This window comes from Aquimarina sp. 433 (genome assembly GCF_054054605.1).
This window is the reverse complement of the sequence record NZ_JBSWZK010000002.1, coordinates 303,801-320,161: the sequence shown is the minus strand read 5'-3', so window position 1 is coordinate 320,161 and position 16,361 is coordinate 303,801. Positions and strand designations below refer to the sequence as shown.

The window sequence follows — 16,361 nt, the reverse complement described above, 5'->3', positions numbered from 1 at the left end:
ATTAGTTACATATAGTAATAAAGGTGTAATAAAAGGTGTAGGTATTTTTATTGCTATAGTTATAAAAAAAGGTTTTGCTTGAGGATTCTATTATAGATAGATTACTAACTTTTGACTTAATGCTGTCAACTAATTTTTGATTGTTTTCTGATGTTCCAAGTAAGAGAATTGTCTTGTTATTATACTGATCAATAGCAGTGTAAAAAAGATCATTTTTAGCCGTAAAGGTATCATAAAAATGATTAGGCATGAGCATTTTCATAGTGCCTGTAAAATCAATTGCATCACAGATAATGAGATTTGATTTCTCTAGTGGTGATGAGTGGTTTTGTAATAGGAATTTTGCAAATTTGAAGTAAGGCCGATTGATTCGCTCTGTAAAACCTAAAGATGGTCCTAAACCAATACTCAGTGGCTTGTATACGAGTGTTAGAGCTGCCATAATTATTAAAATATTTTTAAAAATCGTATATCTCTTTATTGATTTTTCATGCTCATCAATACAACAGAACACGTAAATCGGGGTAATAATAAGCAATGGTTGAATCCATCTTTCATGAGCGTTTGTTGCTTTGGTAAATATTAAAATGATAGCGAAGATCAATACTGAAAGAGTCAAAAACCTACCTAAAAAATTAACAAACCTATTTTTTTGTGTTTTGAAAATAGACTTGATTTTCCCTTTAAAGAGTAATAACATAGAGACAAAAAACAAACCTGCAAATGATAAAATCCCTTTACTAATAGCCCAGATACTTGGGGTTATAGTTGATATATATGAAAGGTTTTGTGTTGCCAGATCATTAATGGTTTCTTCACTGGTAGTTGTCATGTTTTTATACAGCCAAATAAAATGAGGTGTAATCAGTACTAAAAAAACAAGTATCGATAGACTAATCTTTTTATTCAGGATTATTTTTCTGTATTCTATATCTGATATAACAGCTAATAAAAATGCTAATAAGGAGATTACAAAATTGTATTTTGATAGGATTCCTAATGTAATAGTAATACCCAATATGATATAATTAAGATGCGATGGATTACGAATAAGTCTTGTAAAAGACCAGATCATGAAGACAACAGAAAAGGTAATAAGTACTGTATGGGTTTGTCTAAAACTTTCAACCGATAACTGAAGAAATAATAATAAGCTTAAAGTTGAAATATTTGCATCTAAAAAGGAGTCTTGATACTGTTTTGATATTGTAAAAACAAGTGTAAAAATACCAATCAATAATACCGTTCTAAATAGTATGATACTCAGTAAACTATATCCAAATAGTTTTGTGATAAAAATAATTATCCACGTATATAAAGGTGGTTGTTGATTATAACCAAGTAAAAGCTTTTGGCTTAAAAACACTTGCTCTGCTTCATCTACTTCTAACGAATTTGTAAGTAATAGTCGAAAAAAAAGATGTGTCAGAAAATAAGTAATGATTAAAAGAAAAAAAGATCTGTGGTTCTTCATGGAGCCTATTTGTTTTAGGAAATGTAACTGACGGCTCATGCTCTATTCGTTATTGTAACGGATCTCTAAGTTTTAAATATGAATTTGCTTTTTTGAAATGAAATATAATTCCAAATAAAGATACAAGAGCAGTTATAGCAGAAAATAAAACCCCAATAGATACAGCAGTTACAGTATCGAATTGCAACATAGAAGAAGCTTGGTAAAAAATCATTTCTCTAACACCTATTCCTGAAAATGAAAAAATGGATAAAACCGAAGAAATTAAAAACACAAAAATATATAATGAATAGGATTCAACTTTTGTTATAGATGCTAGCAACGATAGAATACAAATGCATTGTAACAACTGAATAGCAATAGATTGTACTAAGGTTTTTACATAGTCAGACAAAAAAGCTGGAAATAACCTTTGTATAAATATATAGGAAGCTGTTATACCTAAGACTAATAATAGAATGATTCCTGCAATTATATTTGTCTCTTCAAATATGGGTATTATAAGAGCATAAATAAGTATTAAAATTCCAATAGCCGTCAATCCCATAAATCTATCTACAAATAAAGATGCTGTAAGTTTTTTGGTAGACCATTTAAAAGTCTTGTGAAGTAAAAATACTTTATAAGCATCTCCACCAATTCCTCCAGGAATAAAAAAATTATAAAACATTCCTATTAGATACAGTTTATAGTTGCTTTTTGGACTTATATAAAAACTTGAAGATGTAAACAATACTAGAAGTCGATCAGCAGAAATCCATTGGGATAAAATAAAACAGACTATCCCAATTAAAAGATAAAAAGTATTTACACGTTTTAATGTTTCCCAAATTTCTGTGAATGGAATTTTTGCAAAAACTAGGTATAGTAATAATACGGTTATTCCAATTTTAAGAAACGTGTAAAACAGGTTCTTTCTTTTTTGTTTCAAAAGTTGTAATTTTTCTAATGTTATAAGGAGTTTTATTTTGAGATTCGTAGTAAGTTCTCATTAATAAATCGGTGACAATCCCTATAGTAAAAAATTGAATTCCTACTAGTATTAATAACACACCTAATAATAGTAATGGCCGTGTTCCAATATCATTCCCCATCAATTTTAAAATGATTAGGTATACATTAATCAACAAGCCAACTCCAAAAAATAACATTCCCATATTTCCAAATAAATATAGAGGCTTTTGCAGGTATTTACGCTGGAAAATGATCAATAAAAGGTCATTCATCACTTTAAATGTTCTTCCTAATCCATATTTTGAAACACCAAATTTTCTTGCGTGATGTTTTACAGGAATTTCTGTGATACGTGCACCATCTATATGAGCGTTTAATGCAATGAATCTATGTAGTTCTCCATATAAAGGAATCGCTTTAGCTGTTTCTGAAGTCATTACTTTCAGGGCACATCCAGCATCCGTGATATGAAGATTTGTAGCTTTACGAATAATGTAATTTGCTATTTTAGAAGGCAAGGTTCTAATAAAATTATCCTTTCTCTTTTGTCGTATGCCGGTAACAAGATCCCAATCCTCATCGATGGCTAATTCTAACATTCTAGGAATATCTGCAGGATCATTTTGCATATCACCATCCATTGTAATAATATATTCACCTCTTGCATAGTCAATACCAGCTGCTAAAGCAGAGCTTTGCCCATAATTTCTTTTTAATTCTACAAGAACAACATTAGGATTGTTTAGTGATTTTATTTCTTCTCGGGTATTATCAGAAGAGAAATCATCTACATAAATAATCTCATATCGATATCCTTTTAATCCATTTTCTATGGCTTCTGTTAGCAAGCTCGTATTTCCTTCTTCATTGTATACAGGAATTACCACTGATAATAATCTTATACTCTGCATATGGAATCTTCTTAAATCATCAAAGTTATAGTCGGAACATCAATTTAATATTGGGTAATTGATAATAAATTAATAAGGAATTCCGGTCGAGTTATATAATTGTTAAGTAGTTCGCTAGAGGTTGTTTTTAGAAACGTACTTACACTACTTTTGGTCGAATTAGATACTATTAATTAAGATCTTATTGCTTTTTAGATGACAGATTTTCTTTTCAAAAAAGATTATATAATACTATACATATTATTGCTTATAGTATATATATCTGGATTATGGATTCCCTTAATGGAGAATGATTCCGCACAACATGCAACAATGGCAATGCGGATGTATCTGGAAAATGACTTCCTTAATATTTATAAAGCAGGAAAAGATTATCTAGATAAGCCACATATGCATTTTTGGCTTGCAGCTTTATCATTTAAAATATTTGGAATATCAGATTGGGCGTATAGAATTCCTGCTTTGTTATTTACGGGAATAGGAGCAATCTCTTGTTATGGATTGGCTAAAGAGTTTTATGGGAAACAAGCAAGACACATTGCTTCATTAGTTTTTTTATCTGCTCAAGCAATTGTTCTTTCTAATCATGATGTAAGAACAGATGCTGTTCTTACAGGTGCTACTATTTTTGGAATATGGCAACTAGTATTATATATAAATCATGAAAAAGTTATTCATGCTATTTTAGGAGCAATTGGAGTAGCCATAGCTTTTTCTACGAAAGGTCAATTAGGAGTCTTTGTTGCAGGAATCTGCATACTAACATATGTGTCATATAACCGAAGATGGTACGTGATTTGGTCTTGGAAAACTTTAATCGGTATGTTATCATTCATTATCTCAATATTGCCAGTTTTATATGCGTATTACGTTCAATTCGATTTACATCCCGAAAAAATTATACATGGCCAGTCGAATGTTTCTGGAATTAGATTTATTCTTTGGGATCAAAGTTTTAATAGATTAACGGCCTCTGGTTTTGAAGAAACTAGTCCTGATTATTTTTTCTTTTTTCATACCCTTTTATGGGCGTTTTTACCATGGTCAATTATAGCATACTTAGCTTTATTTAATAGATGTAAAGAACTATGGATAAACAAATTTATTTTTAAACCTAAACTAGAAACATTAACCTCTTTAGGTGTTTTCATAGTTTTGATAGTTATTAGTTTTTCAAAGTTTAAATTGCCGCATTATTTAAATAGCGTATTACCAATATTATCTGTTTTAGTAGCAGGTTATTTAACAGAATTGTACAACAAGAATAAAAAACGTACTTCTCAGGTATTTTTAGTGCTACAGTATGTTATACTAACCATTGGTAGTATTTTAGTATTGTTTCTTATATTTTGGGCTTTTCCGATGCCACACGTTGGTATTATTTTGTGTTATTTACTGTTGTTAGTAGGATTAAGTTATGTAATAACTACAAAAATGAAAACGATAAGAAAATTGATCATTCTATCGGTATCGTATATGATTTTGATCAATTTTTGTTTAAATACTCAATTTTACCCAAAACTATTATCATATCAGGCAGGTAACAATGCTGCAAGAGTAATTAATTCGGAGGATATTAATAAAACTGATGTCCTGATGTTAAATGGAAGACCTAGCTGGTCACTCGACTTTTACACCAAAAGAATTACCCCTACAGTTCATATTTCAGAAGTATCAAGTACAGTGAAAAGTGGTCAATGGTTATTTCTATATGGTAATAAGTTGGAGTCGTTGAAAGCTATGAATATAAGCTGGTCAAGAGAATATGAGATATATCACCATAGGATTACCAGGTTATCTTTAGAGTTTTTGAATCCTAATACAAGAGATGCTATCTTAGAAAAAGCATATCTAATCCAAGTTGAATAATTATTTGTGTAATGAAACTTGGTTATACTAAGGTTTTTGATTTATTGGTTCTTTGTTTTCGAATGAAATAAGAAATATACCATTCTGTAAAACGCTTCACTCCTTCTTGTAAATTGGTTTGTGGAGCGTATCCAACAGCTTCTGTTAGACTAGATATATCCGCATATGTTTTTTGAACATCACCTGGTTGCATTGGCATAAAGTTCTTCTTTGCCTTAGTATTCAAATTTTTCTCGATTGAATCAATAAAGTCCATAAGCTTAATTGGATTGCTATTTCCGATATTATGAAGCACATATGGAATGTGTCCTTTTTCGGCATCTGGGATATCAAATATTACTTTTACAATTCCTTCTACGATATCATCTATATAAGTAAAATCTCGCTCCATATTACCGTTATTAAAGACTTGTATTGGTCTATTGTTTATAATAGCTTCAGCAAATAGCGATGGTGCCATATCTGGTCGTCCCCAAGGACCATAAACTGTAAAAAAACGCAAGCCAGTTGTTGGAATTTTGAATAAATGGCTATAGGTATAAGCCATAAGTTCATTGCTTTTTTTTGTAGCTGCGTATAAACTAATAGGATGATCTACACAATCATCTACAGAAAATGGTGTTTTTTTGGTGTTACCATATACTGAAGAACTGGATGCATATGCAAGATGTTTAACAGGATAGTGTCTACACGCTTCTAAAATATTCAAAAAACCTTCTACATTACTTTTAATATATACGTCTGGATTTTCTAAGCTATAACGTACACCTGCTTGAGCAGCCAGATGTATGATAGCGTCAAAACGTTCATATCGAAATAAATCCATTAATGCGGCTTTCTGAGTCAATTCCATTTTAATAAATCGATACTGCGAATGAATACTCGACTGAACATATTTTTTTTCGACAATCAAGTTCTTGGGTATACCCACCTCTTTAAGCCTGTCATATTTTAGCTGAGGATCATAATATGAATTTATATTGTCAAAACCAATGACTTCGTGTCCCATGGTCAAAAGTCTACGGGTTACATGAAAACCAATAAATCCAGCTGCTCCTGTTACTAAAATTTTCATTTGATTATAGATTAGGTTAGTTAAGAATCAATTATTGAGATGAATTGTTTTCCGATACAACTTCTGATGATGCATATTCATTCGTTCTTCTTATTTCATAGGCTTTTAACCACTCTCCTTTAGGTGTCCCATTATCAAAGGAACTTAGAAGTACTGGGAAGACAGTTTTTTTTCTAGCTTCTTCATTAGAAAAGCCTTCATATTCAATACGGTACAAAGCTGTGTATAAAACCGCTCTACCAGTTCCATGATGACAATGAATCAATATTGGATAAGATATGTCCTTATCTAAAACATCAAAAAACTGTTCTAAATTTTCCTTACTAGGTATTTGGTGAGATGGAATATTAATATGTGTTACATTATCTATGGTTTCTATAATGTCATGCTCTCTAGTAATATCATTGGTAAGACTAGGATTTAGAGGATCTATAACAGCTCCAATTCTTAAGTCAATAACAGTTCTTATACCATATTTGTTTAGATAACTCTCAATTTTATCAGCAGGAATCGCCGCAGATCTATATACCTTTCCAGATGTTACCTCTGTAAACCTATAATTAAAGTGTACATGATAAACATACAGAGTGGTAAATACAATAGCAATAGATAACAAAGAAAAAATAAACTTTTTGGTTGTTTTCATTACTGTGTTTTTTAAATTTCATTTACGAAGTTAAAGAATCAAAAGACCTAAAAATAGGAATAAAGACAACCCTAATAATTTAATAATGATTCATAAACAATTGCCTAAAAATTGATTTTTTATGATAACTTTTTAATAACAAAATTTGATTTAAATAATTGGTTGTTAGTGTTTTGTAATTTTAAAACCAATCAATAAGTGTTTTTGTAGGGAAGAACAGTTTAGTTAAAAATTAATTAATCTACAGGTAATAAAAAGCGTTGAGGAAAACTATAATTTTAGATGCTTAACTAACTTATAAATCATTTAAAATGAAAAAAATTATTACACTTTTTATTATAGTACTCACATTATGTGCATGCGAATCAAATGAGGATATTTATGTTTTTGAGGAGGATGTGTCTGAGAATAAAAATTCTAGTTTCTATTTAGATTTAGCTTATCAACATGCACCTGTACACTATCAAGATGTAGATAGAACGGGTTCTCATGGTTTAAGCGGAAAAGCGGATTACATCACTGCTTATGATTTTGATGGTGATCTAAATGCAAAAAATAATTGGGACAACATTGCCAATTCCTCCAGAAAAGGAAATGCAGTTGGTTATTATTCGGTTGTAGAAACAAGTACGCACTATTTTATTACCTATGCATTTTTTCATCCAAGAGACTGGACAGATATTTGGTTTTTATATCATTTTGATGAGCATGAAAATGATCTTGAAGGTGTACTTACAGTTGTAAAAAAAGACAACTCTACCTACGGTACAGCAATTGGTGCTGTAACCATATTTCATTCTGATTTTTATTCTTATAAAGCTTCAAACTCTGGATTAACCAATGGGAGTGAAGATATAGATGGTACTTTAACTACTCAAAATCATAATGGAATTACTAGATTTAAAACTTCCGCAGAGGCAAAAGGACATGGTATCAAAGCACATGCTAAACAACAACCTGGAGGGAGTGATTATGTAGTATATTTCCCTAGTAAAACCACTAGCGAATATCCATCTGATATTTATGATAGAAATGTAAAATATAAATTGGTGAATATATTTGAAAACGGTGGTATGTGGGATCAACGTTTTAATACAAACCTTTTTAGTAATGCCAAATCATTTCAAAAATCATACGGTAGTGGATCTGCTAATGCGCCTTGGAACTGGGATGACAAAGATGATGGAGGTAATCAGGGACTATTAGCAGGAGGTATTGCATATTACCCTGCTCATTTAGTTGATGAGTATTTTAATGGATTAGGAAACTTTAGTAAAACTTATATTTACAATCCGTATCTCGGGATAGAGTAATTTTCTTAAAAGACCTATAAAGAGAGGAGTTATACCATGTGTTTAACTCCTTTTTTGTATTTAAAATTAAGATGGTTTTAAAAAGTTCAATCAGTTTTATTATGTAAGGAAAATCATGTCCAGTCCCAACTGATGATATGCCACTGCATAGTATCAGCCTGATAAACGATTAAATCCTTAAAACCAATTGCACGATGTGCTTCTAATGATCTGTGATTGTTCGAAGCAACTTCAGTTATTAGCAAGGAATATTTTTCTTGTAAGGAGGATTTCATTTTTTGATAAAGACCTCGGAATATTCCTTGTCTTCTATATGCTTTGTCAACACATACTTGTCCCATGACAATGTAGTTAATTCTTGGCTCAATCAAAGTATCGATTTTTGTAAACATGGGTTTGAGAACTTCAATATCATTACCAAAATCTTTGGTCATGCATAATGCATATCCAACAACCTGATCATTGTGTTTGGCAATGATATGCGGTTGTTGGAGGTTCATTTTTTTAAGAATATCAAAATCATGTCTTACAGTGACAAAACCCTCATTTTGTTTTTCGTCTAGAGTAATAGATTCAGATAAATTACTTTGCTGAAGTAAAAGAATTTGTTCTAATTCTATGTCGCTGGAAGAAGTTGTATATCGTATATTTTTCATTATATGAAGATACGCTTATTCTGATCTTTTTTTGTTCATAATTTAAATTTAATAGGGGTGAGGAATCATCGAAAGTTTTATGATACTATGTATAGTTAAAGCGATCATTTTTAGATCATTTGCTTTTGATAATGAAAAATCTCTATGATATGTTTTATAGGTTTTCTCTTCTTTTACTAGACCAATATTAATGACTTTAGGTTCGCTATTCTCTAATAGTAATGCTTGAGGAGAGGTTTCTATTGCATTAATATCGTATACTTTACCTTTAAATAAAGGGGTGATGGAATCAACATTTGTATGTCCTACGATTACTCTAGAAGCGTCATAATATTCAAGAACCTGTTGTACCTGATTCTTTGATGCTTTTTTAACTTCATCATTGGCTCTAATGTATCCTCTATATTGTGTAACTCCGGTTTTTCCCAAAATGATTTCCTTTAGGTCCTCATCTATAGATTTTTCATTCCAGTAGTCCCACATGGCTTGGTTTATTTGTTGAACTGTGTATTTTTTCACTACAGTTTCAGGGCTTACTCCACCATGTGTAACGAGTGTATTTCCAATTTTAAGTAATACTGGTCTTGTTCGTAGCCATTTTCCTAAATAAGTTTTATTTGAATACGCTTTTGAAAAAGGCATCATTTGCTGAGTAGCATATAAGTTTTTTGGGTGTACCCTACTAAAATTCCCTTTAAGGATATATTGCTCATGGTTTCCAATAATATAATGTACCATTCCTCCTGCTTGTTTAGCTTGTTCAGAAAGTAATACAATTTTCCAAAGTACTTGATCTACCGAAGTTCCTCGATCTACCATATCTCCAGCTATAACCAGATGATTAGTATCAAAATTCCAGTTACCTAACGAATCGATTACATTCAAGTTAAATAATACATTATTCATGTATTCGAAATCACCATGAACATCGCTTATAAATGCTACTTTGTTAGGCGTGGTTTGTATTACTGTTGGAGGAGTATCGATTTCTGGTAAGATAAAATCATGTTTCTCATCTTCAGTATGAATAGAAAAACTCTTAATGTTAGCGTCATAAATTTTTTCATGATTTTTCCCTGCGTTATACCATGCTACCTGAAGGGTTTCGTTATTAGTATAACTCACAATAGGGCCTTGTATAAAATCGGATTCAAATTTTAGTTGATCTGCCGCTCCAGCAAGATTTACATTAATATCTATAAACTTATTCTTAATAGGTATATGTAGGGTTTTATAAATTCCATTTTCGGTTAACGTAACGGTGCTTTGATTCAATTTGTACCCAATAATTAGTAACATTATGGTACAAATTGTAAGTATTGGATATAGAAGATATAACTTCCATTTTTTCTTTTTTTTCATTTGATGATTGATTAAAATTAGACAATAAAATATCAGTGCAGTGATGTATATCATTGCAAAATTGAGTGCTGTATCCATGAATTACAGCTAAGAAATTAAGGTGATGAGCCTAGCTAAATGTTTTTTAATTTTCTACATATTCCAGAATATCTGCTGGTTGACAATCCAGTTCTTTACAAATCGCTTCAAGTGTAGAAAATCGGATAGCTTTTGCTTTACCTGATTTCAAAATAGAGAGATTTGCAGTGGTAATACCTATTTTTTCTGCCAATTCCTTACTCTTCATTTTTCGCTTGGCAAGCATGACATCAAGATTAATGATTATTGGCATAGTTATATTGTTAATTCGTTTTCTTCTTGTAAAATAAAGCCTTGTTTAAATATGGTAGCGATAAATGTTGCAAAGATTCCTAGTCCAATATGTAATAGTGCAGGAGTAACATCATCTAGTGTGATAGTATTATTTATTAAAAATCCTATTATCACATATGCTAAAGGTATGATTAGATTTATTATGGTAAACCACTTTAAATATTTTATAGCTTCTTGTGTAAAAAGTTTCTCAGCACTAAATGTTTTAAAAATGAAAGATAATACCAAGAAAAAAGAAGCGTAGAAAATAAGGAAACAGAAAACACCAATGAATGTGAACGGATCAAAGGCTCCTTTAATCATAGAACCTGTAAAAGGAATATGAATCTGAAGCTCATTAGTTTCAGTGATAACAAAATTATTGCTTACCAAAGATATGATGATCAATAACAAAAATATTCCATATCCGAACATGATTAATCGAGTACTATAAAATAATATAGTAGATAACGATTTTTTTCCAAACATTTTTATACTCATAACTATATCGTTAAATCGTTTTCTAATTGAATTTGTACACCTCTTTTGAATATGAAAGCTATAATGAATATAATTCCCGCCATGAATAGAAATTCTGAATTCCCCCAATCTAAACTAAATACGGCTCCTTTCTTTAATAACCATTTACAATAACCATTTGCTAAATAAGCTATCAAACCTGCCCATAACGCAACATAGCTAATTGATGAAATTATAGATGCTATAGTTTTGGTAAAGGGTTGATCAAAATCAATTTTCATAAAAATTTTGATTACTAGATAGAATAAGTATGCTTTCAATGAGGTTACCGTTATGAGTAGAGATAAAACATGTAAGTAATATTTTTTGGAAAATTCATAGAGTTCTGATAGATCTAAACCTAAATAAAGATTATTTGATGCTTCCGGATTTCCGAAAAGGCTTATGATTCCAGAAAGAAGAATTGCTCCAAGTTGTATGCATAGTCCAATAAATATGACCCAAGAAGCAATTTTAATCAATGTAATAATTTGTTTCGTCTTCATAAAATTATCGTTTAACGATAACAAATATACAAAAATTATTGTTTTTCAATAATTTTTTATCAAAAAAGAATATTTAATTGTTGTTTTTGAAATCATGATTATAACTTTTGACTGCTGTTGTAAGTTCCATTTTGTTGTATTTTAGCGGTATGCAAGGAATACCAAAAAAACTTCATAAAAAGCTTCAGGAAAGAGAAGAGAAAGATGCTTTACGTGTATTAGGTTTTAAGAATAATTTAGTTGATTTTTCATCTAATGATTATATAGGTTTTTCTTCTTCCAAGGTTATTTTTGATCATGCTCATCAGTTATTATTTGAGCGTGATATACATGAGAATGGAGCAACAGGTTCACGTTTGCTTTCGGGAAATCATACTTTATATAACGAAACTGAAGAAATACTAGCTAATTTTCATAATGCACCGTCTGCTTTGATTTTTAATTCAGGATACGATGCAAATATTGGTTTTTTCTCTTCGATTCCACAACGAGGTGATATAATTTTATATGATGAGCTCATTCATGCTTCTATCCGAGACGGAATTATAATGAGTAATGCGAAATCGTATAAATTTAAGCATAATGATTACATTGATCTAGAAAAAAGGATCACATCAATAAGATCTTTATCTAATGAAAGTCAGGAAATATATGTAGTAACAGAATCGGTTTTTTCTATGGATGGAGATGTTCCAGATTTAGAAGCTTTTTCTCAATTATGTGAAACCAATGATTGTTATTTTGTTGTAGATGAAGCTCATGCAACAGGTGTGTTTGGAAATAATGGTGCAGGTTTAATTCAGGAGTTAAAACTCGAAGAAAAAGTCTTTGCACGTATTCATACCTTTGGTAAAGCAATAGGTTGTCATGGAGCGGTTATTTTAGGATCTTTAGCATTGAGACAATATCTGGTAAACTTTGCTAGGAGTTTTATTTATACCACGGGTTTGCCGCCGCATTCAATTGCCACTATTCAGTCTTCATACAAAGAACTAGGCGCAACAACTAAAATCAAGAAACTTCGTAGGATCATTCAGTTTTTTAATGAGCAGCTAGAATCGATAGGATTAGAAAAATATTTTATTAAAAGTGATTCTGCCATACATTGTTGTATCATTTCTGAAAATGAAAAAGTAAAAGCTATAGCCTCGAAAATACATAACCAAGGTTTTGATGTAAAACCTATTTTATCTCCAACAGTTCCTGAAGGAAAAGAACGATTACGATTTTGTTTACACAGTTATAATACGCAAGAAGAAATAGCAGAAGTTTTACAACTGTTAGCTACCTTTGTCAAAAATTAAAAAAGGACAAATTAAGGGTCTGGTATGAAGGAGAAAAAACGAGAAAAAATATTTATTACAGGAATAGGAACAGATGTAGGTAAAACTGTGGTATCTGCTATTGTAGTAGAAGCATTACAAGCAGATTATTTTAAACCGGTTCAGGCAGGAGATTTATCATATTCTGATACCGATAAAGTAAAAGAACTAGTTTCAAATTCTAAATCAACTTTTCATAAAAATAGCTATGCATTAAACACGCCAATGAGTCCTCATGCAGCTGCAGAAATTGATGGTGTAACTATAGATATAGAACATATTAACATTCCTGACACTGAAAACGATATCATTATCGAAGGAGCAGGAGGTCTATTGGTTCCATTAAATGAGCAAGCTACAATCTTGGATATTATTGATCCTGATTGTAAGGTTGTCGTAGTGTCTAGACATTATTTGGGGAGTATCAATCACACTTTGTTAACTATTAAATTACTTCAGGAGAAAGGATTTGATCCTGTAATTATTTTTAGCGGAGATGAGCATGTAACTACCGAAAGTATTATCCAAAAAATGACAGGAGCTAAAGTTATCGGTAGAATTGATAATGAACCTTATTTTGATAAAATGGTAGTGAAGGAGTATGCATCCTTATTTAAAGATCAATTAGAAGCTTTATGAACTTAAAACAAAGAGATAAAAAACATCTTTGGCATCCGCTTACACAGCATAAAATCCATCCAGATGCGCTTCCTATTGTAAAAGCAGAAGGTGCTTTGTTGTATGACGATAATGGTAATGAATATATAGATGGAATTGCCTCGTGGTATACGGCGATGTATGGTCATTGTAATTCTTTTATTTTGGAAAGAGTCAACAAACAGATGCATACATTAGATCAAATAGTTTTTGCAGGTTTTACCCATGAACCAGCCATAGAACTATCTGAAAAGTTAATACAAATATTACCAGATAATCAGGAAAAAATATTTTTCTCCGATAATGGATCTACTGCTAATGAAGTAGGTATTAAAATGGCATTGCAATATCATTTTAATAAAGGAGAAAAACGTAATATTATTATCGCTTTTGAAGATGGATTTCATGGCGATACCTTTGGAGCAATGTCTGCTTCGGGCTTATCAGTTTATAATGGTCCTTTTGAGGATTTCTTTATTGATGTTCGAAGAATCCCTACTCCTACTAAAGATAATTTTGATAGAGTCATAAAAACACTACGTCAAATTATTGATGACAATGCAGTTGCTGCTTTTATTTATGAGCCATTGGTTCAAGGGGCAAATGCAATGCATATGTTCGAAGAAAAATACTTAGATCCGATTCTTAAAATTTGCAAAGAGAACAAGATTATTACCATTGCAGACGAAGTAATGACTGGTTTTGGAAAAACAGGAAAAAACTTTGCATCAGAATATATGGAGACAAAACCAGATATCATTTCTATGTCCAAAGCGTTAACAGCTGGTTTTGTGCCTATGGCGGTAACAAGTTGTACCCAAGAGATATATAATGCATTTCTGGATGATTCTATTGGCAAAGCATTTTTTCATGCGCATACGTATTCTGCTAACCCAATTGCATGCTCCGTTGCAATTGCTGGAATTGATCTGCTAAGTACAAAAGATATTCAGGAAAATATTGCTAGAATCATTAAGTCCCATCAAGAATTTAATGATCTTATAAAAAATCATCCAAAAATAAAAAGCACACGACAAAAAGGAGTTATTTATGCTTTGGATTTAAACATTGAAATGGATCGATATGGTAAAAAGAGATATGAAATCTTTGATCATTTTATGCAAAACGGAGTGTGCTTACGACCGTTAGGAAAAACGATTTATATCTTACCACCTTACGTGATTTCGGAGCAACAGTTAGGCAAAATTTATAAAACGATTACCGAACTATTGGAGACTATTTAGACAGCATCAATTGTTCTAGATCATCTTTAAATTGGTTCTTTTGATCAACATGGAATGCTATAGCTTTAAAGTTACGTTTTATTCCATAGAGTCCTATTTTAGTTCCTGTTGATTGCTTTTTTAATCTAATAAGCATATTATGAGGATCTAGTTCTCCCAAAGGAGATAATCTTCTGGTTTCTTTATCAAAAACAGTTGAAGAAGAAGAAAATTCAATGGTGTCAATATCAGATATGGGAATAATTACTTCACTCATTATTCCATATCGGATATGTAGTATTTCTCCATCTATAGTTATAGGTCTTTTGGTTATTGATTTAACAAAACCAAATATCTGAACAAAAGAATAAACACTCATTATTCCTACTATCCATGCAATAGAAGGATTCGATTTTAATATCATTTTATGTAAAACAAAAGTCTCTATAATGACGATCATAAGAATACCTATGAAAATACTAATAGAGTTACCATCTTTATGATAAGTGTATTCATTTTCTCTTGGAGTTTTCTTTTTCCAGGAAATGAATCCGTAATAAAACACAGCAATTTCCATTGCTAATACCTCTGATATTTTTTTAGGAAAAACATCTGAACAAGTCTTTTTAAGGATTGTAAAAAAATCTGGTGAACTATTTTTAGTGAGCCTATACACCTGAATGGTTTTTCGAATTTTGAGGAGAATAGCAGTAACGATTCCCAACTCGATAAAAGGTAATATCCAATTCTTGATAAAGGAGATATAGGATTGATTTTCTTCTGGAATAACAAAAGAAGCAATAAGGATACCTATTACGAAAAAAGAAAGCACCGAAAACTTAGAAATATCTTTTTTCCGAATTAAGACCCAATGAATAAAGGGAATAGTAATTATCAAGTCTAATGTAATACTCTTAGAAATAAGAGAATTAGATAATGCTATATCTGAACTGGCAAATAATGCTAAAGAAACTAATATACATAAGGGTAGTCCAAATACTAGTAAGGTTTCTTTTAAACTAAGATTGCCAGTCATAATGATACGTTTTTAGTTAATTTTCATTATTCTCTTTTCCCCATAGCAAGTCAACTTGCTCATTGGTTTCATCTAGGATGACATATAATTCGGAATATGTCCAAGTATCATCTTTTTTGGTTCCTACGATATACACTCTTGCTTCTCCATCTGGACCTTTTATAGGTATAGAAATATCGACCGAACCCTCATCGTTTTCAAACTTTAAGCTTCCGTTCATAATACCATTAGTTTCTATAGGTTCTCCAAGCATTTCGACAATATAATCATCTTCTTGAGCTTTGGCAAGTGCATCCTTGTAGGGACCAGAATTTGTAAATGCTTGAGAAACACCGAAAATTACAGAGCCTAAAAAGACAAAAAATATGACGATGATCGTTAGGCATCCTCCTACAGGAACAACCCATGGCCAATTTCTACTAAACCAACTTTTTTTTGCTGTCTGAATTTCCATTATATAGTGTATTTTAAGATCACTATATAAGTA

Annotated in this window: 17 protein-coding genes; 5 read left to right on the top strand and 12 right to left on the bottom strand. The window is 31.1% G+C overall.

Features of this window, described 5'->3' with window-relative positions:
* Nucleotide 1: 1 nt before the first annotated feature.
* Genes ACWNT5_RS05525 through ACWNT5_RS05515 form a run of 3 tightly spaced genes read right to left on the bottom strand, consistent with a single transcriptional unit; the run spans nt 2 to nt 3,339 of the window.
* The gene (locus ACWNT5_RS05525) at nt 2–1,474 is read right to left on the bottom strand and encodes a glycosyltransferase family 39 protein (protein WP_299604900.1); all 1,473 of its coding nucleotides are present in this window, start codon (nt 1,472–1,474) and stop codon (nt 2–4) included.
* 49 nt (nt 1,475–1,523) lie between these two features.
* Complete coding sequence (locus ACWNT5_RS05520; protein ID WP_299604903.1) at nt 1,524–2,405, bottom strand: lysylphosphatidylglycerol synthase transmembrane domain-containing protein; 882 nt, start codon at nt 2,403–2,405, stop codon at nt 1,524–1,526.
* On the bottom strand, nt 2,365–3,339 hold the full coding sequence (locus tag ACWNT5_RS05515; protein ID WP_299604905.1) for a glycosyltransferase family 2 protein: 975 nt from the start codon (nt 3,337–3,339) through the stop codon (nt 2,365–2,367). The genes ACWNT5_RS05520 and ACWNT5_RS05515 overlap by 41 nt, the downstream gene beginning before the upstream one ends.
* A gap of 195 nt (nt 3,340–3,534) precedes the next feature.
* Between ACWNT5_RS05515 and ACWNT5_RS05510 the strand changes: the two genes are divergently transcribed.
* On the top strand, nt 3,535–5,208 hold the full coding sequence (locus tag ACWNT5_RS05510; protein ID WP_299604906.1) for an ArnT family glycosyltransferase: 1,674 nt from the start codon (nt 3,535–3,537) through the stop codon (nt 5,206–5,208).
* A gap of 22 nt (nt 5,209–5,230) precedes the next feature.
* Here the strand turns inward: ACWNT5_RS05510 and ACWNT5_RS05505 are convergent, their stop codons facing one another.
* Both ACWNT5_RS05505 and ACWNT5_RS05500 read right to left on the bottom strand, forming a co-directional pair.
* Nucleotides 5,231–6,283 (bottom strand): NAD-dependent epimerase, encoded by a 1,053-nt coding sequence (locus ACWNT5_RS05505; RefSeq protein ID WP_299604908.1) that lies wholly within the window; start codon nt 6,281–6,283, stop codon nt 5,231–5,233.
* 31 nt (nt 6,284–6,314) lie between these two features.
* On the bottom strand, nt 6,315–6,929 hold the full coding sequence (locus tag ACWNT5_RS05500; protein ID WP_299604910.1) for a dual specificity protein phosphatase family protein: 615 nt from the start codon (nt 6,927–6,929) through the stop codon (nt 6,315–6,317).
* Between the two features lie 311 nt (nt 6,930–7,240).
* Here ACWNT5_RS05500 and ACWNT5_RS05495 point away from each other — a divergent pair, with 311 nt between their 5' ends.
* On the top strand, nt 7,241–8,242 hold the full coding sequence (locus ACWNT5_RS05495; RefSeq protein WP_456516838.1) for a hypothetical protein: 1,002 nt from the start codon (nt 7,241–7,243) through the stop codon (nt 8,240–8,242).
* 113 nt (nt 8,243–8,355) lie between these two features.
* On the opposite strand, the gene ACWNT5_RS05490 is transcribed toward ACWNT5_RS05495, so the two are convergent.
* The 5 genes from ACWNT5_RS05490 to ACWNT5_RS05470 form a co-directional block, all read right to left on the bottom strand.
* Nucleotides 8,356–8,898 (bottom strand): GNAT family N-acetyltransferase, encoded by a 543-nt coding sequence (locus ACWNT5_RS05490; protein WP_299604914.1) that lies wholly within the window; start codon nt 8,896–8,898, stop codon nt 8,356–8,358.
* A gap of 48 nt (nt 8,899–8,946) precedes the next feature.
* A complete protein-coding gene (locus ACWNT5_RS05485) occupies nt 8,947–10,260 on the bottom strand; it encodes a metallophosphoesterase (RefSeq protein WP_299604916.1) in 1,314 nt (437 codons plus the stop codon).
* A 124-nt stretch (nt 10,261–10,384) separates the two neighbouring features.
* The gene (locus tag ACWNT5_RS05480; protein WP_219010780.1) at nt 10,385–10,591 is read right to left on the bottom strand and encodes a helix-turn-helix domain-containing protein; all 207 of its coding nucleotides are present in this window, start codon (nt 10,589–10,591) and stop codon (nt 10,385–10,387) included.
* A 2-nt stretch (nt 10,592–10,593) separates the two neighbouring features.
* Nucleotides 10,594–11,112: a DUF2975 domain-containing protein gene (locus ACWNT5_RS05475; protein WP_299604920.1), complete on the bottom strand. Its 519-nt coding sequence runs from the start codon at nt 11,110–11,112 to the stop codon at nt 10,594–10,596.
* 2 nt (nt 11,113–11,114) lie between these two features.
* Entirely contained in the window at nt 11,115–11,636 is a 522-nt protein-coding gene (locus tag ACWNT5_RS05470) for a DUF2975 domain-containing protein (RefSeq protein ID WP_299604922.1), read from the bottom strand.
* Nucleotides 11,637–11,785: 149 nt separating this feature from the next.
* Between ACWNT5_RS05470 and ACWNT5_RS05465 the strand changes: the two genes are divergently transcribed.
* The 3 genes from ACWNT5_RS05465 to bioA are packed head-to-tail and all read left to right on the top strand — an operon-like array spanning nt 11,786 to nt 14,859.
* Nucleotides 11,786–12,940 (top strand): aminotransferase class I/II-fold pyridoxal phosphate-dependent enzyme, encoded by a 1,155-nt coding sequence (locus ACWNT5_RS05465; RefSeq protein ID WP_456516837.1) that lies wholly within the window; start codon nt 11,786–11,788, stop codon nt 12,938–12,940.
* A 24-nt stretch (nt 12,941–12,964) separates the two neighbouring features.
* Nucleotides 12,965–13,597 (top strand): dethiobiotin synthase, encoded by a 633-nt coding sequence (bioD, locus tag ACWNT5_RS05460; RefSeq protein WP_299604926.1) that lies wholly within the window; start codon nt 12,965–12,967, stop codon nt 13,595–13,597.
* Nucleotides 13,594–14,859 (top strand): adenosylmethionine--8-amino-7-oxononanoate transaminase, encoded by a 1,266-nt coding sequence (bioA, locus tag ACWNT5_RS05455; protein ID WP_299604928.1) that lies wholly within the window; start codon nt 13,594–13,596, stop codon nt 14,857–14,859. The genes bioD and bioA overlap by 4 nt, the downstream gene beginning before the upstream one ends.
* On the opposite strand, the gene ACWNT5_RS05450 is transcribed toward bioA, so the two are convergent.
* Both ACWNT5_RS05450 and ACWNT5_RS05445 read right to left on the bottom strand, forming a co-directional pair.
* Complete coding sequence (locus ACWNT5_RS05450; protein WP_299604930.1) at nt 14,852–15,874, bottom strand: hypothetical protein; 1,023 nt, start codon at nt 15,872–15,874, stop codon at nt 14,852–14,854. The genes bioA and ACWNT5_RS05450 overlap by 8 nt on opposite strands.
* 16 nt (nt 15,875–15,890) lie before the next feature.
* Nucleotides 15,891–16,328 (bottom strand): cytochrome c oxidase assembly factor Coa1 family protein, encoded by a 438-nt coding sequence (locus ACWNT5_RS05445; RefSeq protein ID WP_299604932.1) that lies wholly within the window; start codon nt 16,326–16,328, stop codon nt 15,891–15,893.
* Between the last annotated feature and the right edge of the window lie 33 nt (nt 16,329–16,361).